The following is a 20,754-nucleotide window of genomic DNA, read 5'->3' on the forward strand; positions in this document are numbered from 1 at the left end:
GGTCAGGAACCGCGCATGGTGGGGCGGGTGGGACTCGAACCCACGGCCGACGGATTATGAGTCCGCTGCTCTAACCGGCTGAGCTACCGCCCCATCTACGGCGCGTCGCGCACATTTGTGCGCGCCGTCTGCCGCAGCATAGCCGCTCATACGATCTCCTGCTTCGGATGGTCGGCAACGCATGACCATGAGGACTTCGGCGCGCCGCGCGTGGTTCCGGCGGACATGAAAAAGGACCCCTGAGGGGTCCTCTTCCGCTGCTCTCCCGACTGGACTCGAACCAGTAACCTGCCGGTTAACAGCCGGCTGCTCTGCCAATTGAGCTACAGGAGATCGAGCTCCCCCGACTGGACTCGAACCAGTAACCTGCCGGTTAACAGCCGGCTGCTCTGCCAATTGAGCTACAGGGGATCGCTTCGTTGCATCGAACGCACCTACCTGGGTATTCGCCAGGGGGCGTGCGCTCGCTGCGACACATACATTAGCGCAAGCAGGGGGGTGCTCCGCCAATCGGTTCCGCCCCCACACCGATGCCGACGCAAGGGAAGGGTGGCCGTCATGCGCTACCGGCTCACATTCGTCGCCGGACTGGCTCTGGGTTACGTGCTGGGCACACGTGCCGGGCGCGAGCGCTACGAGCAGTTGAAGAAGTCCGCGCAACGGATCTCGCAGAATCCGGCGGTGCGCAACACCGCCGAGACCGCCGCCCAGCAGGGCCGTGAGTTCGCGGGCAAGGCGTACCACTCGGTGAGCGAGAAGGTGGGCGACCGTGTCCCCACCTCCGTGACCGACCGGGTGCGCTCCCTGCGTGAGCGGAACACGAACGGCCGTGGCGAGGACGACTGGGGCACCTCCAACACGTAGCGATCGGGCATGGACGCAGCCGGTCCGGCGCCGTCTCCTCACTTAGTACGGCAGAATTTGCGCCATGGGGATAGTCGCCGGGTTGGACAGTTCGCCCGATTTCACTCGTATCGTCGTCTGCGACGCGGACACGGGCACCGTGCTCAAGCAGGGCTATGCGGCGCATCCGGTCGAGCCCGCCGAGGGCGGCGGGCGTCCTTCCGATGTCGATCCGCAGGCCTGGCTGCTGTCCCTGGGAGAGGCGGCCGGCGGCGGGCTCCTCGAAGGTGTGCAGGCCATCGGCGTGTCCGCGCAGCAGAACGGACTCGTTCCGCTGGACGCGCAGGGGAACACGGTGCGGCCCGCGCTCGTCGGCAGTGACAAGCGGGCGCAGGTCGCGGCAGCCGACATCGTCGACGCGCTCGGCGGGCGCGAGGCCTGGGCCCAGGCCGTGGGCTGCGTGCCGCAGGCCGGCCAGCCGGTGACCAAGCTCCGCTGGCTGAACAGGGCCGAACCCGACGCCGCGCGACGCACCGCGTTCCTGATGCAGGCGCACGACTGGCTGGTGTGGCAGCTGCTCGGGCGGCCGGTGCGCAGGACCACCGACCGGGGCGGGGCCTCGGGGACCGGGTACTGGTCGGCGGCGACCGGCGGCTACCGGCCGGATCTCGTCGAACTGGCGCTCGGGCACCAGGTCGGGCTGCCCGAGGTGCTCGGCCCGTCCGACGCAGCGGGTACCACCCCGGAGGGGCTCCTCATCTCCGCCGGGACCGGCGAGACCATGGCGGCGGCGTTCGGTCTCGGCATCGGGCTCGGCGACGCGGTCGTGTCACTGGGAGCCTCCGGGTCCGTGATGGCCGTACACCGCGAGGCGCTGATCGACTCCTCCGGCATGATCACCTCGCTGGCCGACGCGACCGGGATGCATCTGCCGGTCGTCAGCACGCTCAATGCCGTACGAGTCCTGCGCGGCGCCGCCGAACTTCTCGGGCTGCCCGACCTGGAGAGCCTGTCCGACCTGGCGATGAAGTCGACGCCTGGTTCACACGGGCTCGTGATGCTGCCCTATCTGGAGGGCGAGCGGACGCCGAACCTGCCGCACACGGCGGGAATGCTGGCCGGGCTGCGGCGCGAGTCGATGCGGCCCGAGCATCTGGCGCGGGCCGCGTTCGAGGGCATGCTGTGCGGGCTCGCGGACGCGCTCGACGTGCTGCGCGGCCGGGGTGTCGACGTACGCCGGATCTTCCTGCTGGGACAGGCCGCCGAGCTGCCCGCCGTACAGGCCGTGGCGCCCGCGCTGTTCGGCGTGCAGGTCGTGGTGCCGCAGCCCGCGGACTACGCGGCCTTCGGCGCGGCCCGGCAGGCGGCCTGGGCGCTCGGCGCCTCACAGGGCACGCTCGACCCGCGCACACCGCCCGCCTGGCAGGGCCCGGTCGCCCAGGTGCTGGAGCCCGGCGAGGAGCTGGCCATGGGGCAGGCCGTACGACAGCAGTACGTGTCCGTACGGGAGCAGACGCATCCGGGAGCGTTCCGGGGCTAGCAAAGAAATTCGGACAACCGGCTCCGAAGGCCTGGAAGTAGGCCCGAAGTCCGAGGACGGGTCGGTTTTTGGCCTGCACTTGGGTTAATCGGTTGAGGTAACACGGGTGGAGTGTTCGACGATAGGGGGTGGGGCACCACCGACCGCCCAAGCGGTCACGCCCAAGTGGTCACCCACCGCCCGCCCGCCGATCCTCCTGCCGCCGACGATCCGAGAGACCCGCGTGCTCATACGACTGCTTCGTACGTACCTCAGTCCGTACAAGAAACCCATCGCTCTGTTGGTGCTGCTGCAGTTCCTGCAGACCTGCGCCACGCTCTATCTGCCCACACTCAACGCGCACATCATCGACAACGGTGTCGTGAAGGGCGACACGGGCTACATCCTGTCCCTCGGTGGCGTGATGATCGCGATCTCGCTGGCGCAGGTCGTCTGTAACATCGGGGCCGTCTACTACGGAGCCCGTACGGCGTCGGCGGTCGGCCGGGACATCCGGGCCGCCGTCTTCGATCGCGTCCAGTCGTTCTCGGCGCGCGAGGTCGGCCAGTTCGGTGCGCCCTCGCTGATCACCCGCACCACCAATGACGTCCAGCAGGTGCAGATGCTCACCCTGATGACGTTCACCATGCTGGTGTCGGCGCCCATCATGTGCGTGGGCGGCATCATCCTGGCCCTCGGCCTGGACGTGCCGCTGTCCGGGGTGCTGGTCGCCGTGGTGCCGGTCCTCGGCATCTCCGTGACGCTGATCATCCGGCGGCTGCGGCCGCTGTTCCGCACCATGCAGGTCCGCCTGGACACCGTGAACCGGGTGCTGCGCGAGCAGATCACCGGCAACCGCGTGATCCGCGCCTTCGTACGCGATGACTACGAGAAGGAGCGCTTCCAGAAGGCGAACGCCAGTCTGACCGAGGTGTCGCTGGGCACCGGACGGCTGCTGGCGCTGATGTTCCCGATCGTCATGACCGTCGTGAACCTGTCGTCGATCGCCGTGGTGTGGTTCGGTGCGCACCGGATCGACAGCGGGGGCATGCAGATCGGCGATCTGACCGCGTTCCTCGCCTACCTCATGCAGATCGTGATGTCCGTGATGATGGCCACCTTCATGTTCATGATGGTGCCGCGCGCGGAGGTCTGTGCCGAGCGCATCGAGGAAGTACTGGACACCGCCAGCAGTGTGGTGCCGCCGACCGCGCCCGTCCTGGAACTGCGGCGCCACGGCCACCTGGAGATCCGGGGCGGCGGGTTCCGCTACCCGGGTGCCGAGGAGCCGGTGCTGAGGGCCGTCGACCTGGTGGCGCGACCGGGAGAGACGACCGCCGTGATCGGGTCGACCGGCAGTGGCAAGTCGACGCTTCTCGGGCTCGTCCCCCGGCTGTTCGACGCCACCGACGGCGAGGTCCTCGTCGACGGCGTGGACGTGGCGACCATCGAGCCGAAGCTGCTGGCCAAGACGGTCGGGCTCGTCCCGCAGAAGCCGTACCTCTTCGCGGGCACGGTGGCGACGAACCTGCGGTACGGCAATCCGGACGCCACCGACGAGGAGCTGTGGCACGCGCTGGAGGTGGCCCAGGCCAAGGGCTTCGTGGAGGGTCTTGAGAACGGGCTCGACTCCCCCATCGCACAGGGCGGCACCAATGTGTCCGGTGGTCAGCGGCAGCGTCTCGCGATCGCCCGCACCCTCGTGCAGCGGCCGGAGATCTACCTCTTCGACGACTCGTTCTCGGCGCTCGACTACAAGACCGACGCCATGCTGCGCGCGGCGCTCGCCGACGAGACCGCCGAGGCGACCGTGGTGATCGTCGCCCAGCGGGTGTCGACCATCCGGGACGCCGACCGGATCGTGGTCCTCGACGAGGGCCGGGTCGTGGGCACCGGGCGGCACCATGAACTGATGGCAGGCAACGAGACCTACCGGGAGATCGTGCTCTCCCAGCTCACGGAAGCGGAGGCTGCCTGATGGCCGGGCCTATGGGGCGGATGATGGCCGGGGGCGGCCCCGATCAGCGCTCGATGGATTTCAAGGGGTCGGGCAAACGGCTCCTGGCACAGTTCAAGCCCGAGCGCACCACCATGTACGGGATGCTCGTCGCCGTGGTGCTGAGCGTGGGCTTCTCGGTGGTGGGCCCGAAGATCCTGGGCCGCGCCACCGACCTGGTCTTCTCCGGCATCATCGGGCGGGAGATGCCCGCCGGCGAAACGAAGGCCGAGGTCCTCGCGGCCATGCGGGCGCGCGGCGAGGGCGGCACGGCCGACATGCTCTCCGGGACCGACTTCACTCCCGGCAAGGGCATCGACTTCAACGCGGTCGGCGAGGTGCTGGGGCTCGCGCTCGTGGTGTTCCTGCTGGCAGGCGTACTGATGGCCGTGGCGACGCGGCTGGTCAACCGGTCGGTCAACCGGACCGTGTACCGGATGCGCGAGGACCTCCAGGCGAAACTGTCGCGGCTTCCGCTGTCGTACTTCGACAAGCGGCAGCGCGGTGAGGTGCTCAGCCGGGCGACCAACGACCTCGACAACCTCGGGCAGACGCTCCAGCAGTCGATGGGGCAGCTCATCAACTCACTGCTGACCATCATCGGTGTGCTGGCGATGATGTTCTGGGTCTCGCCGCTGCTGGCCCTGGTGGCACTGGTCACCGTGCCGCTGTCCTTCGTCATCGCCACCCGCGTCGGCAAGCGCTCGCAGCCGCACTTCGTCCAGCAGTGGCGGACCACCGGCAAGCTCAACGCGCACATCGAGGAGATGTACACCGGGCACAACCTGGTGAAGGTGTTCGGGCGGCAGGAGGAGTCGGCGGCGCAGTTCGCCGAGCAGAACGAGAAGCTGTACGAGGCCGGGTTCAAGGCGCAGTTCAACAGCGGGGTCATGCAGCCGCTGATGATGTTCGTGTCCAACCTGAACTATGTGCTGGTGGCCGTGGTGGGTGGGCTGCGGGTCGCTTCCGGCTCGCTGTCCATCGGTGACGTGCAGGCCTTCATCCAGTACTCGCGGCAGTTCTCGATGCCGCTGACGCAGGTCGCCTCGATGGCCAACCTGGTGCAGTCCGGCGTCGCCTCCGCCGAGCGGATCTTCGAGCTGCTCGACGCGGAGGAGCAGGAAGCCGATCCGGTACCCGCGATCCGTCCCGACGAGCTGCGCGGGCGGGTGGCACTGGAGAACGTGTCCTTCCGCTACGACCCCGACAAGCCGCTCATCGAGGATCTGTCGCTGAAGGTGGAGCCGGGCCACACGGTCGCGATCGTGGGACCGACGGGAGCGGGCAAGACCACGCTGGTCAACCTGCTCATGCGGTTCTACGAGGTCACCGGTGGGCGGATCACTCTCGACGGGGTCGACATCGCCGCCATGTCCCGGGACGAACTCCGGGACGGGATCGGCATGGTGCTCCAGGACACCTGGCTGTTCGGGGGGACGATCGCGGAGAACATCGCGTACGGGGCTGGAGTAGAAGGGGCGGCGCGAAGCGCCTCTGGCAAGGGTGGTGGTGGGCGACGGGTGGGTGTCACCCGTGGCGAGATCGAGGAGGCCGCGCGAGCCGCGCACGCGGATCGGTTCATTCGTACGCTGCCGGACGGGTACGACACCGTGATCGACGACGAGGGGTCGGGGGTGAGCGCGGGTGAGAAGCAGCTCATCACCATCGCCCGGGCGTTCCTGTCGGAACCGGTGATCCTGGTGCTGGACGAGGCGACGAGTTCGGTGGACACCCGGACGGAGGTCCTGATCCAGAAGGCGATGGCGAAGCTCGCGCACGGGCGTACGTCGTTCGTCATCGCGCACCGTCTGTCGACGATTCGGGATGCGGACACCATTTTGGTGATGGAGAACGGGGACATTGTCGAGCAGGGCGCGCATGCGGAACTGCTTGCAGCGGATGGGGCGTACGCGCGGCTGTACAAGGCCCAGTTCGCGCAGGCGGTGGCTGAGGTCGACTGACGGGTGGCGGGGGTGGGTGGGGGGAGTGGTTTTTCGCCCTCTCCGCCCCTACCCGTCCCTTCCTCCTGGGGCTCCGCCCCAGACCCCGCTCCTCGAACGCCGGAGGGGCTAAAGATCTTTAGCCCCTCCGGCGCCGAAGATTCCGGCCTCAGTCCAAGTAACCCCGTAGCTGATCCGCGAACGCGTGGTCCCGGAGCTTGTTGAGGGTCTTGGACTCGATCTGGCGGATGCGCTCGCGCGTGACGCCGAAGATGCGGCCGATCTCCTCCAGGGTGCGGGGACGCCCGTCGGCCAGCCCGTACCGGAGCTGGACGACCTTCCGCTCCCGCTCCCCGAGCGTGGAGAGAACCGCCTCCAGATGCTCACGGAGCAACAGGAACGCGGCGGACTCCACGGGAGACGTCGCGTCGCCGTCCTCGATCAGGTCGCCGAGCGCGACATCGTCCTCCTCGCCCACGGGGGCGTGCAGGGACACCGGTTCCTGGGCCAGCCGCAGGACTTCGCTGACCCGCTCGCTCGGCAGGTCGAGGTGCGCGGCGACCTCCTCGGGAGTCGGTTCGTAGCCGCGCTCCTGGAGCATGCGCCGCTGCACACGCACCACCCGGTTGATCAACTCGACGACATGGACCGGGACTCGGATGGTTCGGGCCTGGTCGGCGAGGGCCCGGGACATGGCCTGACGGATCCACCAGGTCGCGTACGTCGAGAACTTGTACCCACGGGCGTAGTCGAACTTCTCAACAGCCCTGATCAGGCCCAGGTTTCCCTCCTGGACCAGGTCGAGCATGGTCAGGCCCCGGCCCACGTACCGCTTGGCGACGGAGACGACGAGCCGCAGGTTCGCCTCGATGAGGCGGCGCTTGGCCATGCGGCCCATGACGACCAGTTTGTCCAGGTCGAGGGCGAGCTGGCTGTCCAGATCGGACGCGAGCCGGAGCTTCTCCTCGGCGAAGAGGCCGGCCTCGACACGGCAGGCGAGTTCGACTTCCTCGGCCGCGGTGAGCAGGGGGATCCGGCCGATCTCGCGCAGGTACTGGCGGAACAGGTCGGAGGAGGGGCCACCGGTGTCGGCGGCACGGCCTCGGGGCGGTACGGGCTCGGGAACCTCGGACTCGGCCTCCACCTCGGTGCTCTCGGCGGCGCCCGCGGGCTCCTCGTCCAGCTCGGGCGGGCTCTCCGGCTCCGTTTCGGGGTGATGCGCGGCACGGCTCTGCGGGGGTACCGCCGCGACGGCGTCGGTCTCGGCGTCCGCGTCCGTATCCGTGGTGTTGTCGGTCTGTGCGAGGGTCTGGGTCTGCACGGGGGCGACCTCCAGGAATGTCGCTGCGTAGGCATGCGGCAGCGTTACGTCGGAGATGGGGTCGACGGCCTCGCCGCTGTCCATCCCGTAGTCGTTTGGCGGAACCGCGGGGATCGGGGACCCGTCGCGTGCGGGTCGGCCGCGCTTCGAGGACTCAGGCACCGCAACCCAGTGTGGAGTACGACACATCGCCGCCACGAGGGGCGTGCGGTGACTTTTTGCGTCCGGTCCGTGACCGCGCGGTTACTTTCATGCACGAGTGCGCGTTTTAGGGGGCTCGAAACCAGTTGAAAGGCGCACTTGAGGGACGAACGCGCCGGGGTGGAGCCCGCAGAAGTCCGGCGGGCGAGCGAACGCACCGCCCGTGCCACCCTCAGAGCGCCTCCGCGCCCCGCTCCCGCAGCGCCTGCTCGTACTGCTGGAGCACCCACAACTCGTTCTGTACGGCGGCCAGCTGGGCCGGGTCGCCGTGGGCGCTCTGGCGCGCCAGGCTGCCCTGGACGTCACGGATCCGGCGGTCGACGGCGCGCCGTCGGACCATGACGAGCTGGTCGCCCGCGTAGGTCTCGTCGACCGTCTTGCGCATGATCGCCTCGACGGCCAGCTCGGTGACCATGGCGCGAGCCGCGTCGTCCGGGGCGGCTTCACGGACTCGGATCAGGTACTCCTGGGGGTCCTGGACGCCGTACTCCGCGCCGCCCGCTTCCATGATCACCTGGCGTACGGCGGCGTACGGTGCGGCGGTGAACTCGTCGATCCCGTACGCGTCGAAGGCCGGGGAGACCAACTCCGGGCGCTGGAGGGCGAGTTTGAGGAGCTCGCGCTCGGTGGCGAAGACTGGGTTGCGGAGGGTCAGGGCGGGGCCGCCGGTGGGCGCCTGGGCCCCGGCGGCGTACGTCTGCTGGGGGCGCTGCCGGTCCGGCGCGGGGCCCTTGCCGCCGCGGTCGCGGGACCAACGGGCCAGCTGGGCCACCCGCTTGACGACGAACTGGGTGTCGAGGATGCCGAGCATGCCCGCGAGCTGCACGGCGACCTCGTGCTGGGCGCCGGTGTTTTTGATTCGGGCGACGATGGGCGCCGCCTCGTCGAGCGCGCCGGCGCGGCCCGCGGGCGTTTCGAGGTCGTACCTGAGGACGATCTGGCGGAGCGCGAACTCGAAGAGCGGGGTGCGTGGTTCGGCGAGGTCGGCGACCGCCGCGTCGCCCTTCGCGAGGCGCAGCTCGCACGGGTCCATGCCGTCCGGGGCGATCGCGATGTAGGTCTCGGCGGCGAACTTCTGGTCGTCCTCGAAGGCGCGCAGGGCGGCCTTCTGGCCCGCCGCGTCGCCGTCGAAGGTGAAGATCACGCGCGCCGAGCCGTTGTCCATGAGCAACCGGCGGAGGATCTTGATGTGGTCGGTGCCGAACGCCGTGCCGCAGGTCGCGATCGCCGTCGTGACGCCGGCCAGGTGGCAGGCCATGACGTCCGTGTAACCCTCGACGACGACGGCCCGGCTGGCCTTGGCGATGTCCTTCTTGGCGAGGTCGATGCCGTACAGGACCTGGGACTTACGGTAGATCGCCGTGTCGGGCGTGTTCAGGTACTTCGGGCCGTTGTCCGACTCGTACAGCTTCCTCGCGCCGAAGCCGACGACCTCGCCGCCGATGTCGCGGATCGGCCACATCAGGCGGCCGCGGAAGCGGTCGATGGGGCCGCGGCGGCCTTCCTGGGAGAGGCCGGAGAGGAGCAGTTCCTTGTCGGTGAAGCCCTTGCCGCGGAGGTAGCGGGTGAGGTGGTCCCAGCCCTGGGGGCTGTAGCCGACGCCGAAGTGCGCGGCGGCCGACTGGTCGAAGCCGCGCTCGGCGAGGAACTTGCGGCCCGTGTCGGCCTCGGAGCTGGTGTCGAGCTGCTCGATGTAGAACTGCGCGGCCGCCTTGTGCGCCTCGACCAGACGGATGCGCTCGCCGCGCTGGTGGGAGGGGTTGTATCCGCCCTCCTCGTAGCGCAGCGTGATGCCGGCTTGGGCGGCGAGGCGCTCGACCACCTCGGAGAAGGTGAGGTGGTCGACCTTCATCACGAACGCGATGGTGTCGCCGCCTTCCTGGCAGCCGAAGCAGTGGAAGAGCCCCTTGCTCGGGCTGACCTGGAAGGACGGGGACTTCTCGTCGTGGAAGGGGCAGAGACCTTTCAGGTTTCCGCCGCCCGCGTTGCGCAGCTGGAGGTACTCGGACACCACGGCGTCGATCGGGACCGCGTCCCGAACCGCCTTCACGTCCTCGTCGTTGATCCTTCCGGCCACGGATGGATTCTACGGTGAGGGTGTGACAGTCGAGCGCCGCCGTCGGTCACGGGACCAGACTGTCCAGCGGAACGTGCGGGTCGGCGAGCGCCTCGGTGTCCACCTGGGCCCGGGATCGGATCAGCTGCTGGATCGGCTCCGTGACGTCCCACACATTCACGTTCATCCCGGCCAGCACCCGTTCCTCCTTCACCCAGAAGGCGATGAACTCCCGCTTGCCCGCGTCTCCACGGATCACCACTTGGTCGTACGTCCCAGGGGGCGCCCAGCCCGAGTACTCCAGCCCGATGTCGTACTGGTCGGAGAAGAAATAGGGCACACGGTCGTACGTCACCTCGCGGCCCAGCATCGCGCGGGCCGCCGCCGGGCCGCCGTTGAGGGCGTTGGCCCAGTGCTCGACGCGCAGCCGGGTGTCGAAGAGCGTGTGGTGGAAGGAGGCGACATCGCCGGCCGCGTGGATGTCGGGGTCGGAGGTGCGCAGCCGCTCGTCGACCGCGATGCCGCCGCCGTGCGCGCGGTCGGCGATCTCCAGGCCCGCGGCCTCGGCGAGGCCGGTGCGGGGGGCCGCGCCGATCGCGGCGAGCACGTCGTGCGCGGGGTGTTCCTCGCCGTCGTCGGTGCGGGCCGCGAGTACCAGGCCGTCCTGGCCGACGATCTCGGTGAGGCGGGCGCCGAAGTGGAAACGGACGCCGTGCTCGCGGTGCAGTTCGGTGAAGATCTGGCCGAGCTCGGGGCCGAGGACCGAGTGCAGCGGGGTCGCCTCCGGTTCGACGACGGTGACCTCGGCGCCGTACTCCCGGGCCGCCGCCGCGACCTCCAGGCCGATCCAGCCGGCACCCGCGATCACGATGTGTCCGTTGTCGCGGCCCAGCGCGGTGAGGACGCCCTTGAGGCGTTCGGCGTGGGCGAGGCGGCGCAGGTGGTGGACGCCGGTGAGATCCGTGCCCGGGACGTCCAGCCGGCGGGGTTCGGCGCCGGTCGCGATGAGCAGCTTGTCGTAGTGCACGAGCGTGCCGTCGTCGCCGAAGCGGACGGTCTTGGCGCTCCGGTCGATCGCGTCGACGGTCTGGCCGAGGTGCAGCTCGATGTCGTTGCGCGCGTACCAGGCGGGTTCGTGTACGAAGACGCTGTCGCGCTCCTCCTTGCCGAGGAGGTAGCCCTTGGAGAGCGGCGGGCGTTCGTAGGGGTGGTCGCGCTCGTCACAGATCAGTATCACCCGCCCGGTGAACCCCTCCGCTCGGAGCGTCTCGGCCGCTTTCGCGCCGGCCAGGCCGCCTCCGACGATGACGAATGTCTGATCCGCGTCGACCACTTGATGCCTCCTCGTAAGGATGTCGCCATATGCCAGAGTCCCGCACGCAGCGTGATGCGGGAAGAGGGTGAGGCCCGATCCGGCCACGCAGGGTCACCCTCTGCGGGCCCCATGGGACCGCGTGGTGAGCCTGAGGTGCAGGGAACGCGCCGAGGCGTCGGTGAGTGAGGCGATGTGGTCGACGATCACGCGCTTGCGTGCCCTGTCGTCCGGGGCCTCGTCGAACAGGGCACGGAACTGCGGGTCCAGGCCGTCCGGGGCGCGGTCGGTGAGCGCCTGGGCCAGCTCGGCGACGACGATCCGCTGATCGGCGCGGAGCAGCTCCTGCTCGGCGCGCTGCATGACGTACCGGTCGGCGACCGCCTTGAGGACGGCGCACTCGTGCCGTGCGGCGCGTGGGACGACCAGCTCCGCGGCGTACCGCGTGAGCCGCCCGGTGCCGTACCTCGCGCGCGTGGCGGCCTCCGCCGCGAGACAGAAACGCCCGATGAGCTGACTCGTCGCGTCCTTCAGCCGGGCCTGCGCGACGGCCGATCCGTCGTACCCGTGCGGCCACCACTCCTGGTCCAGGAGCCGGTCGAGGGCTTCGGCGAGCTCTTCGGGGTCGGTGTCGGCGGGCACGTACCGCCCGATGGCCACCGCGAAGATCGCCTGCCGTTCCGGCTCGGCGTGCAGGCAGTTGGGGTCGATGTGGCCCGCGTGCAGCCCGTCCTCGACGTCGTGCACCGAGTACGCCACGTCGTCCGCCCAGTCCATGACCTGGGCCTCGAAGCAGGTACGGGTGCCGGGAGCGCCCTCGCGGATCCAGTCGAAGACCGGCCGGTCGTCGTCGTAGACCCCGAACTTCCGCGACTTCGGGTCGGCCGGGTGAGCGCCGCGCGGCCAGGGGTACTTGGTGGCGGCGTCGAGGGCGGCGCGGGTGAGGTTGAGGCCGACGCTGACGAGTTCGCCGGTGTCGGTGCTTCTGACGAAGCGCTTCGGCTCGATGCGGGTGAGCAGGCGCAGTGACTGGGCATTGCCCTCGAAACCGCCGCAGTCCTCGGCGAATTCGTTGAGCGCCTGTTCGCCGTTGTGCCCGAAGGGCGGATGGCCCAGGTCGTGGGAGAGGCAGGACGCCTCGACGAGGTCGGGGTCGCAGCCGAGGGCGGCGCCCAGTTCGCGGCCGACCTGGGCGCACTCCAGGGAGTGGGTCAGGCGGGTGCGGGGGCTGGCGTCCCAGATCTGGCTGCTGGTGCCGGGCGTGACGACCTGGGTCTTGCCCGCGAGGCGGCGCAGGGAGGCCGAGTGCAGTACGCGTGCGCGGTCGCGCTGGAAGGCGGTGCGGCCGGGACGTTTGTCGGGCTCGAGCGCCCAGCGCTCGGTGGAGGTGTCGTCGTACGCGTACCCCTCCTGTCCGTCGGGCGTGGCGTGGTCGTCGTATGCCTTCGGGTAGGTGCTTTCGGTCTTCGGTGCAGTGCCTTCCATGCCCCGACAGTAAACGCAGCCAGTGACAAACGGGGCATGGCGGTCCGCTCGGGACTGTGCTTCAGGCGGTGGCCAGCGCGCGTTCCGGGGCGGGCTCGGGGGTCGCGAGGGCCTGGTCGTAGCGGTGCAGGACCAGGCGGGCCATCGCAGGGTGGTCGCCCAGGGGCTCGGCGGCGATCCAGGGGGCGGCCGCGGCGCACTCGGTGGCGAAGCGGCCGGGGGCGGTGAAGTACGAGGCGACGGCGATCCGGTGGCGGCCACGGGCGGCCATCGCGCGCAGAGCGACGGGGACGGTGGGCGCGGCGGCGGACGCGTACGCCGGGATGACGGGAACGCCCAGGCGCTCGGCGAGCAGGCGGGCGGTGCGGCGGGTGTCGACGATGGCGTCGGGGTCGCGGGACCCGGCGGCGGCGAGGACGATGCCGCTCGCGCGGCGCGCCGAGTCACTCATGGGCGTCCGCCAGCCGGCCTCGACGAGCCGCGCGTACAGCGTCTCCACGAGCAGGGGGTGCGGGCCGAGCGGGGCGGCGACGCGGGTGCGGAGCGGCGCGGGGGCGCTGGCCGCGGCTTCGGGGATGTCCCGCTTGACGTGGTAGCCGCGGCTGAGGAGCAGAGGCACGAGGACTGCCTCGCCGCCCTGGCCGTCCTTGAGTGACGCGAGCGTGTCGGGCAGCGGGGGCTCGTTCTGTTCGATGTGTCCGAGGTGGACGGACAGGTGGGGGCGGAGTTCTCGGACCCGCTCGATCAGGATGCGTACGGTGCTCAGCGCGCGCGGGTCGCGGCTGCCGTGCGCGACGAGGACGAGCGCGGGTGGTGCGGGGCGGCGTGCGCCGTTGAGCGAGACGCGGCTGAGCTGGCTGCCGAGTTGGCTGGTGATCGCGTTCATGAGTTGCGCCGTACTGTCGAGGTGGGCGCCGAAGAGCGGCCGTGGGCCACTGAGCCTGGGCGAGGACTCGTCGTGTGAGGGGTTCGACGGCGTCATGGCGCCGATCCTGACGGTACGAGGTTGCCGCACCGTTGCGCGGGCATGACGGGTGTTTTCCGGGGGATCACTACGGGGCGCCGAGGTGTGTGAGCCGCCGTGACCTGCGCCTGCGGCGCCCCGAGTGAAGCTGGTCACTCCACGGAAACGAACCGGATCACTGTTCGACGCGTCCTCCTGGTCGAGGCCACCTGGGGAGGGGACCGTCCGATGCGCCACCTGAAGCTGCCGAAGCTGGGCAGACCGCGCATGCCGCGGATGCCGGGTCTTCCACGCCTGCCACGCCTGCCACGCACCCGTACCGGGCAACGGCGGGCCGTACAGGGGTTCGTGCTGGTGTGCGTGCTGGCGCTGCTTCCGTCGACATGGATGTACGTCGTGACGGGCGACCGGCTGCGCACGACGGCGGACGCCCCGCACGCCGAGGTGGCCGTGGTCTTCGGCGCCGGGCTGTGGAACGGTGAGCCGTCCCCGTACCTCGCCAACCGCCTGGACGCGGCGGCCGAGCTGTACCGGGCAGGGCGCGTCGAGGTCGTCCTCGTCACCGGCGACAACAGCCGCGAGGACTACGACGAACCGGACGCGATGAGGACGTATCTGAGCGAGCACGGTGTACCGGACGGACACATCGTGAGCGACTACGCGGGCTTCGACACCTGGGACTCCTGCGTGCGGGCCAAGAAGATCTTCGGTGTCGACCGGGCCGTGCTGATCAGCCAGGGCTTCCACATCCGCCGCGCCGTCGCGCTGTGCCAGGAGGCAGGCGTCGAGTCGTACGGCGTCGGGGTCGACGCCAAGCATGACGTGACCTGGTACTACGGGGGCGCACGGGAGATCCTGGCGGCGGGTAAGGCCGCGCTGGACGCGGTGTTCCAGCCCGATCCGCGGTTCCTGGGGCCCAAGGAGCCGGGGGTGGCCCGGGCGTTGGAGGCGGGGCGCTAGGGAGTGGAGATGGGGGTGGAGGTGGGGTTGAGGGTGGCGCGGTTCAGGCGTGCCAGTCGCCGCCCTCGATGAGCTTGCCGCCGGCCCGCAGCCGGGCGGCTACGGCGGGGGCGGCCACGTACACCCAGGCCCGCCCCACGGTCGTCCCGTCCCCGCGCGTCACGTCCCGTACGACGCGCTCGTACAGGTTGCGGGGGTCGCCCGGCGCGTACTCCTCCAACTGGTCCAGTACGGCGAGCAGTTCGTCGTACGCCGAAGGAAGCGCGGCCACGATTTCCCCGCTCACCACTCCCCCGGGTTCCTCGACGGCGTACGGGTAGCCGGGGCCCTCGTACAGCACGATCCCCCGCATCCGTCCCGGCTCCTCGGACGCCGTACGGCCCCGGAGGAAGAGGTCGTGGTTGTGCTCGCCGGGGCGCAGGGTGCCGTAGACGAAGAAGGGGTGCTTCACGCGTCCGTCTCCCTTCCCGAGGGACAGCGGCCCGGAGGTCACCCCGGCCGCACGACCGGCGGGGCGACGTCCAGGCACCTGAGGCGGTGGATGAACACGGCCTGTATCAGGACGGTGTCCGCGTCACCATCAGGACGGTGTCCGCGTCACCATCAGGACGGTGTCCGCGTCACCATCAGGACGGTGTCCGTGTCACCGTCACGGAGAGATCATTGTCGACCGTGTAGTAGAGACGCAGGGTGACGTCGCCGACGGTGGCGGCCGGATAGACGAAGATCTCCTTGCGGTCCGCCAGATCATCGAGCAGGCGGCCGACCCGGATTCGTGGCGCTCCCGCGGCGGGCTGGAGGAACACGTCCCAGATGCCGTTACCGGTACCGCCCGCAGCGGCCAACTCCTGGTGGTCGACGGTGAAGGAGAAGTCCCGGCCGTCACCCCCGGCGCGGGGTTCGAGGGTCTGTACGACGCCGGCCTCGCCCCGCCGACGCAGCAGTACGGCGGCTCCCTCCCCGAGGGAGGCACCGTGCAGCCGGGCCGCGACCGTCGTCGAGCGGTCCGTGACGTCGATGGCGCCGGCCTCCGAGTGGGCGGGCCGCAGCCAGGCCCGTACGGCGAGATAGCCGTCCTTGGTGGCGTACGGAATCCGGACGGCGACCGGCGACGACCGGTCACGGGTGTGCCCGTCGACGAGGGTCCGCTGATCCCGCAGCCCCGGGCGCAGCCGCAGCCGCTCCTCACCCGGCTCCGGCAGGAGATACGCGTCCCACCGGCCCTCCGCGAGGGCGAGCTCCGGATCGAGGACGGCGCGTCGGCGGCCGTCCTCGGCGGGCTCCTCCAGGTCGATCAGGTGAACGACCTTTTCCGGCTGCCCCTTCTTGGGACGGAGCCGCAGCAGTAGTTGGGGACGGAGGTCCGAGTCCAGCCGCAGACCGAAGGTGATCCGGCCGTGCGCGTCGACCGTGCAGTCCGCGCGGAGTTCCAGAGCGTGTGCCGTGCTCATCGCTGTCCCTTCCGTACCGTGCGCAGCACACTGCTGGCCGCGGTGTAGGCAACGTCGCGTGCGGCGAAACTCTTGCCTGCCAGGACCTGGCGCAGTCGGCCGCGTTCCGGCACAACCGGCCGCCCCGACCCCCTGGCCGAGATCACCTCGTCGAACAGCCGCTCGGCCTGCGCCACCACAGGTCCCGGGGCGAACCGGCGCCCGTTCTCCAGGGCCGCACGGCCCATACGGCGGCGCAGCGCGTCGTCGCGGACGAGTTCCAGCAGCGCGGCGCTCAGGGCGTCGCGGTCGTGCACGGGCACCAGCCTGCCGTCGACCCCGTCCTCGATGATCTCGCCCGGCCCGTAGGGGCAGTCGGTGCTCACCACCGGCAGCCCGCAGCGCATCGCCTCGACGATCGTCATGCCGAACGGCTCGAAGTTGGACGCGGCCGCGCCGATGGAGCCCTTGACCCACTCCGCCTCCATGGGGGACGTCGCACCCATCAGGAACACGTTGTCCCACAGGCCGAGGTCCTCGATGAGCCGCCGGAGCCGGTCGTACTCCTCGCCCCTGCCGTAGATGCGCAGCCGCCAGTCCGGGTATGCGGCCGCGACCGGGGCGAACGCCTCGATGAGCAGGTCGTAGCGTTTCACCGGCACCAGCCGGCCCGCCGCGACCACCACCTTCGCGGTGCCGTCCGCGGCCGCCAGCGCAGGGTCGGGAACGCTGTTGGGGAGCGCCTCCACCCGGACCCCGGGCAGCAACATTCTGCGCCGGTAGTCGGCGGCGTCCGCCTTCGTGACCGTGGTGAGAGCATCGAGCCGCGGGTAGGCCCGGCGCAGTGCGGTGCGCAGCCGCGGCGGATGGTTCTCCAGGGTGAGGTGCTCCTGCCCGATGCGTACGACGCGGCGCGGAGCCTCCAGCGCGAGATGGACGTTGATCCCCGGCCGGGTGCCGATGACCACGTCGGCTTCGATCGACTCCAGGTGCTCGCCGATCCGCTGGTCGGTCAGCTCGCTGTACTGGTCGTACCGGTACTCGGCGGAGGGGAACACCTTGGCCGGTCTCCCATGCAGCGGATGGTCCTTCTCGTGCCGTAGGTCCACCAGCGCCCGCAGCGCCACTCTCGGATCCGGGGTGAAGTTCGGGCGCTCGCGATGCCGCAGCACGGAGACGATCTCCACGTCGTGCCGCTCGGCCAAGGCGTGGGCCAGATTGAAGGTGGTGGTGATCGTGCCTCCGATTCCGTAGGCATTGTGGATCAGGAATGAGATCTTCATGATCGGAAGACTCCATCAATCCGCTGAAGGTTGCACCCCGTTACCACATTGTTTACCGTGCCGCCGTTCAGGAGCGGAGACCGACCGTGACGCTCACGCCCCGCGTTGGTGGAGGGATTCCAGGACGGCCAGTTCGTCCTCGGAGAGACGCAGTGCTCCGACGGCGACGTTCGCGGCCAGGTGGTCCGGGTTGCCGGTACCGGGGATGGCCAGCACATGCGGCCCGCGGCACAGCGTCCATGCCAGCCGGATCTGTGCGGGGCTCGCCCCATGGGCGCGCGCGACGGCCAGCACCTCGTCGCTGTCAGTGCCGCGCGAGCCCGCCTCGCGCCCGGCGGCGGCGATCGCGTAGAACGGCACGAACGCGACACCCCGCTCGCCACAGGTACGCAGCAACTCGTCGTGATCGGGCCGTACGCCGATGCCGTACGGGTTCTGCACGCAGACCACCGGCGCAATGGCCTGGGCCTCGTCGAGGTGTTCAGGGCGGACATTGGAGAGGCCCAGGTGGCGGATGAGCCCGGCGTCCCGCAGCTCGGCAAGTGCGCCGAATCGTTCGGCGATCGAACCGGTGCCGACGATGCGCAGGTTCACCACGTCGAGGTGGTCACGGCCGAGCTGACGGAGGTTCTCCTCGACCTGACCGCGCAGTTGCTCCGGGGTGGCGTGCGGCAGCCAAGCGCCCGATGGGTCCCGGCCCGGCCCGACCTTGGTGGTGATGACGAGACCGTCCGGGTAGGGGGCCAGCGCCTGGTTGATCAGCTCGTTGGCGGAGCGGAGCGGTGAGAAGTAGAACGCGGCGGTGTCGATGTGGTTCACGCCGAGCTCAACAGCGCGGCGCAGCACGCCGATTGCTCGGTCACGGTCACTCGGGGCGGCGTCGGCCGCGAACGCCTTGCCCTGCTGTGTCAGGCGCATCGCGCCGAACCCGATCCGGTTGATCTCCAGGTCACCGCCGAGCTTCCAGGAGCCCGATTCAGCCGCGTTGATCGTCTTAGAGGAGGTCATGCCTGGGATGCTCTCCCCCTCGGTAGGCTGACCGCCATCGATTCAATCATGTGTGAATCCTTGGGGTGGTCATGCAGGAGGAGCTGGCATTCTCGGCGAGTGATCTGGCACAGATGCGGTTCGCCGTCTCGCCGATGTGGGAGGTCGGCACCAGCTTCAAGCTGCTGAATTCCGGCTTTGCGCATCCCGTGCACCGGCCCTGGGCCGAGCAGGTACGGCCCCGGATGGCGGCCGCCGGTCTCGACCGGGGCTGGCTCGCCGAGCTGATCCCACCCTCGGGTTACGTGCCCGACTTCCTCAACCCGGCACCCGCCGGCCCGTCCCCCACCCTGACGGTGGAGTTGGCCGGGATCCTGGCCACTCCCGCTTCCCGGGTACGCCGGGAACTCGACCGCCTGGGACACGAGCAGGGGCGTCTCGGTCCCCGGTCGCGGACCCTGTACGCCGAGCCGCGGGCCCGGCTGGTCCGGATCGCGGAAGAGATCGAAACCTACTGGGAGTTGGCGCTCGCCCCCTACTGGGCACGGATCCGGACCGTACTCGACGCCGACATCTTCCACCGCGCCCGGCAGGTCGCCGAGCACGGCACGGGCCACCTCTTCAACGATCTTCACCCGTCGTTGAGTTGGGACGACAACGCGCTACGGCTCGCCCGCCGACAGGGGACCCTGTCCCGGCAGACCGCGGGCGCGGGGCTGTTGCTGATCCCCTCTGCCTTCACCGGACCGGGCCCGCTCACCCGGGTGACACCACCGGAGCCGCCCCAACTGGCCTACCCCGCGCGTGGAGTCGGTGCGCTGTGGGAACCCCGGCCCCTCACCGGGACCGACGCCGTCGCCGCCGTACTCGGCCGCTCGCGGACCATGCTGCTGAACGAACTGGAGACTCCGGCCTCCACCACCGAGTTGGCCCACCGTACGGGGCTCTCGCCGGCCGGGGTCTCCCAGAACCTCACCGCGCTGCGCGACGCGGGTCTGGTCAGCGCCCATCGCGTCGGCCGCTCCGTGCTCTACGCCCGCACCTCCGTCGCCGAATCCGTCCTCGCAGCCGGCGAGTGTCCCGGCAACAGCTCACGCAACCAGGTTGCCATTGCAAGTAAGATGCAACAAGCTTGACTGGTCCTTACCGTGCACCTTGGACTGGACGCGGAGCCACGTCATGCCCAACTTGCTGCCGGATGCCGGGCCTCAGCGCGTCATCGCCGCCTCGAACTTCGTCTACACCATCGGCAGCGGCCTCTACCTGACCGCCGGGGTCCTGTACTTCACCCAGGCGGTTCACCTTCCGGCGGCCCAGGTCGGACTGGGGCTCGGCATCGCCGGATTCGTCTCGCTCGCGCTGGGCATCGGCGCGGGCCACCTCGCGGACAGCCACGGGGCGCGCGGCGTGTACGCGGCCACGCTCGTCGTCCGGGCGGCGGCGACGGCCTGCTTCGTACTGGCGGACAGTTTCTGGCCGTTCGTGCTGGCGGTCTGCGCGGCCACCGGGGCGCAGGCCGCCGGAGTGGCCGCGCGCAGTCCGCTCATCAGGCACTACGGCGGCGACCGGCCGCAGCAGTTCCGCTCCTATCTCCGCGCCGTGACCAACGTCGGCATCTCCCTCGGCGCCCTGCTGGCGGGCTGGGCCGTCCAGGTCGGCACCCACACCGCCTACCAGCTTCTCGTCATCGGCATCGCGATCTCCACCGCGGCCTCGGCGGTCGTCCTGGTCTTCCTGCCCCCGGTCGCGCCCACCCCCGCCACCGCCGACGGCGGCCCACGCTGGATCGCGCTACGGGACCGCCCCTACCTCCTGCTCACCGCCCTCGACGGCGTCATGGCCATCCAGTTCAAGGTGCTCACCGTGGCCCTGCCGCTCTGGCTGGTCATGGCCACCAGCGCCCCGAACTGGCTCATCTCGGGCACCATGCTCGTCAACACCGTCATCGTCATCGCGTTCCAGGTACGAGCCAGCCACAGCATCGATTCCCCCAAGGCCGGCGGAAGCGCCTACCGTCGCTCAGGCGTGGCCTTCCTCGCCTCCTGCTCACTGATCTCACTGTCCGCGGGGATCCCGGCATGGGCTGCCGTCGCGCTGCTCATGTCCGCGGTGGTCGTCCACGCGATCGGCGAACTGTGGCACTCCGCCGCGGGCTTCGAGGTCTCCTTCGCCCTCGCCCCGGAGCACGCCACCGGCCAGTACCTGGGCGTCTTCGGCCTGGGCGCCGGCCTGGCCGAAGCCCTCGGTCCGGGCCTGCTCATCTCCCTCTGCATCACCTGGGGTCGCCCCGGCTGGTACGTCGTAGGAGCACTGTTCGCCCTCACGGGCCTGGCGGCACCACTCGCCGTCCGCCTGGCGGAGCGCCGACAGCACGCAGGGCAGGTCCAACAGGCCCAACTGGCAGCTGTTGCGAAGGCGTTGGACGGAGACCGTACGAGCGCCGGACTGGCCCCATGA

At 70.1% G+C, this 20,754-nt stretch carries 16 protein-coding genes and 3 tRNA genes; 7 read left to right on the plus strand and 12 right to left on the minus strand.

Annotation, left to right across the window (positions count from 1 at the left end; translation table 11 throughout):
* Window positions 1-16: 16 nt before the first annotated feature.
* The 3 genes from AB0N66_RS24715 to AB0N66_RS24725 form a co-directional block, all read right to left on the minus strand.
* A tRNA-Ile gene (locus AB0N66_RS24715) sits at window positions 17-93 on the minus strand.
* A gap of 167 nt (window positions 94-260) precedes the next feature.
* A tRNA-Asn gene (locus AB0N66_RS24720) sits at window positions 261-333 on the minus strand.
* 5 nt (window positions 334-338) lie between these two features.
* A tRNA-Asn gene (locus tag AB0N66_RS24725) sits at window positions 339-411 on the minus strand.
* A gap of 147 nt (window positions 412-558) precedes the next feature.
* On the opposite strand from AB0N66_RS24725, the gene AB0N66_RS24730 reads away from it, so the two are divergent.
* From AB0N66_RS24730 to AB0N66_RS24745, 4 genes are all read left to right on the plus strand, one after another.
* Window positions 559-864, plus strand: coding sequence for a YtxH domain-containing protein (locus AB0N66_RS24730; RefSeq protein WP_365438859.1), 306 nt, complete (start codon window positions 559-561; stop codon window positions 862-864).
* A 64-nt stretch (window positions 865-928) separates the two neighbouring features.
* A complete protein-coding gene (locus AB0N66_RS24735; RefSeq protein ID WP_365438861.1) occupies window positions 929-2,383 on the plus strand; it encodes an FGGY family carbohydrate kinase in 1,455 nt (484 codons plus the stop codon).
* 223 nt (window positions 2,384-2,606) lie between these two features.
* Entirely contained in the window at window positions 2,607-4,340 is a 1,734-nt protein-coding gene (locus AB0N66_RS24740) for an ABC transporter ATP-binding protein (RefSeq protein ID WP_365438863.1), read from the plus strand.
* Window positions 4,340-6,319 (plus strand): ABC transporter ATP-binding protein, encoded by a 1,980-nt coding sequence (locus AB0N66_RS24745; RefSeq protein ID WP_365438865.1) that lies wholly within the window; start codon window positions 4,340-4,342, stop codon window positions 6,317-6,319. The genes AB0N66_RS24740 and AB0N66_RS24745 overlap by 1 nt, the downstream gene beginning before the upstream one ends.
* 148 nt (window positions 6,320-6,467) lie before the next feature.
* Here the strand turns inward: AB0N66_RS24745 and AB0N66_RS24750 are convergent, their stop codons facing one another.
* The 5 genes from AB0N66_RS24750 to AB0N66_RS24770 all read right to left on the minus strand — a co-directional run bounded on the left by AB0N66_RS24750 (window position 6,468) and on the right by AB0N66_RS24770 (window position 13,559).
* Window positions 6,468-7,781 (minus strand): RNA polymerase sigma factor, encoded by a 1,314-nt coding sequence (locus AB0N66_RS24750; protein ID WP_365438867.1) that lies wholly within the window; start codon window positions 7,779-7,781, stop codon window positions 6,468-6,470.
* 211 nt (window positions 7,782-7,992) lie between these two features.
* On the minus strand, window positions 7,993-9,897 hold the full coding sequence (dnaG, locus tag AB0N66_RS24755) for a DNA primase (protein ID WP_365438869.1): 1,905 nt from the start codon (window positions 9,895-9,897) through the stop codon (window positions 7,993-7,995).
* A 46-nt stretch (window positions 9,898-9,943) separates the two neighbouring features.
* Window positions 9,944-11,209, minus strand: coding sequence for an FAD-dependent oxidoreductase (locus tag AB0N66_RS24760; RefSeq protein WP_365438871.1), 1,266 nt, complete (start codon window positions 11,207-11,209; stop codon window positions 9,944-9,946).
* A 93-nt stretch (window positions 11,210-11,302) separates the two neighbouring features.
* Complete coding sequence (locus tag AB0N66_RS24765) at window positions 11,303-12,673, minus strand: deoxyguanosinetriphosphate triphosphohydrolase (protein ID WP_365438873.1); 1,371 nt, start codon at window positions 12,671-12,673, stop codon at window positions 11,303-11,305.
* A 61-nt stretch (window positions 12,674-12,734) separates the two neighbouring features.
* On the minus strand, window positions 12,735-13,559 hold the full coding sequence (locus tag AB0N66_RS24770; RefSeq protein ID WP_365439056.1) for a sirohydrochlorin chelatase: 825 nt from the start codon (window positions 13,557-13,559) through the stop codon (window positions 12,735-12,737).
* 345 nt (window positions 13,560-13,904) lie between these two features.
* On the opposite strand from AB0N66_RS24770, the gene AB0N66_RS24775 reads away from it, so the two are divergent.
* The gene (locus AB0N66_RS24775) at window positions 13,905-14,597 is read left to right on the plus strand and encodes an ElyC/SanA/YdcF family protein (protein ID WP_365439058.1); all 693 of its coding nucleotides are present in this window, start codon (window positions 13,905-13,907) and stop codon (window positions 14,595-14,597) included.
* 43 nt (window positions 14,598-14,640) lie between these two features.
* Here the strand turns inward: AB0N66_RS24775 and AB0N66_RS24780 are convergent, their stop codons facing one another.
* From AB0N66_RS24780 to AB0N66_RS24795, 4 genes are all read right to left on the minus strand, one after another.
* Entirely contained in the window at window positions 14,641-15,048 is a 408-nt protein-coding gene (locus AB0N66_RS24780; protein WP_365438875.1) for a gamma-glutamylcyclotransferase family protein, read from the minus strand.
* Between the two features lie 175 nt (window positions 15,049-15,223).
* Window positions 15,224-16,048 (minus strand): transferase, encoded by an 825-nt coding sequence (locus AB0N66_RS24785; protein ID WP_365438877.1) that lies wholly within the window; start codon window positions 16,046-16,048, stop codon window positions 15,224-15,226.
* Window positions 16,045-17,310: a glycosyltransferase family 4 protein gene (locus AB0N66_RS24790; protein WP_365438879.1), complete on the minus strand. Its 1,266-nt coding sequence runs from the start codon at window positions 17,308-17,310 to the stop codon at window positions 16,045-16,047. The genes AB0N66_RS24785 and AB0N66_RS24790 overlap by 4 nt, the downstream gene beginning before the upstream one ends.
* Window positions 17,311-17,403: 93 nt before the next feature.
* Window positions 17,404-18,318, minus strand: coding sequence for an aldo/keto reductase (locus AB0N66_RS24795; RefSeq protein ID WP_365438881.1), 915 nt, complete (start codon window positions 18,316-18,318; stop codon window positions 17,404-17,406).
* Between the two features lie 71 nt (window positions 18,319-18,389).
* Between AB0N66_RS24795 and AB0N66_RS24800 the strand changes: the two genes are divergently transcribed.
* Together AB0N66_RS24800 and AB0N66_RS24805 are read left to right on the plus strand one after the other, a co-directional pair.
* Window positions 18,390-19,433 (plus strand): ArsR family transcriptional regulator, encoded by a 1,044-nt coding sequence (locus tag AB0N66_RS24800; RefSeq protein WP_365438883.1) that lies wholly within the window; start codon window positions 18,390-18,392, stop codon window positions 19,431-19,433.
* Window positions 19,434-19,476: 43 nt separating this feature from the next.
* Window positions 19,477-20,754, plus strand: a complete 1,278-nt coding sequence (locus tag AB0N66_RS24805; protein ID WP_365438885.1) for an MFS transporter — start codon at window positions 19,477-19,479, stop codon at window positions 20,752-20,754.

The sequence above is a fragment of the Streptomyces sp. NPDC093544 genome (assembly GCF_040683495.1).
Classification (GTDB): domain Bacteria; phylum Actinomycetota; class Actinomycetes; order Streptomycetales; family Streptomycetaceae; genus Streptomyces.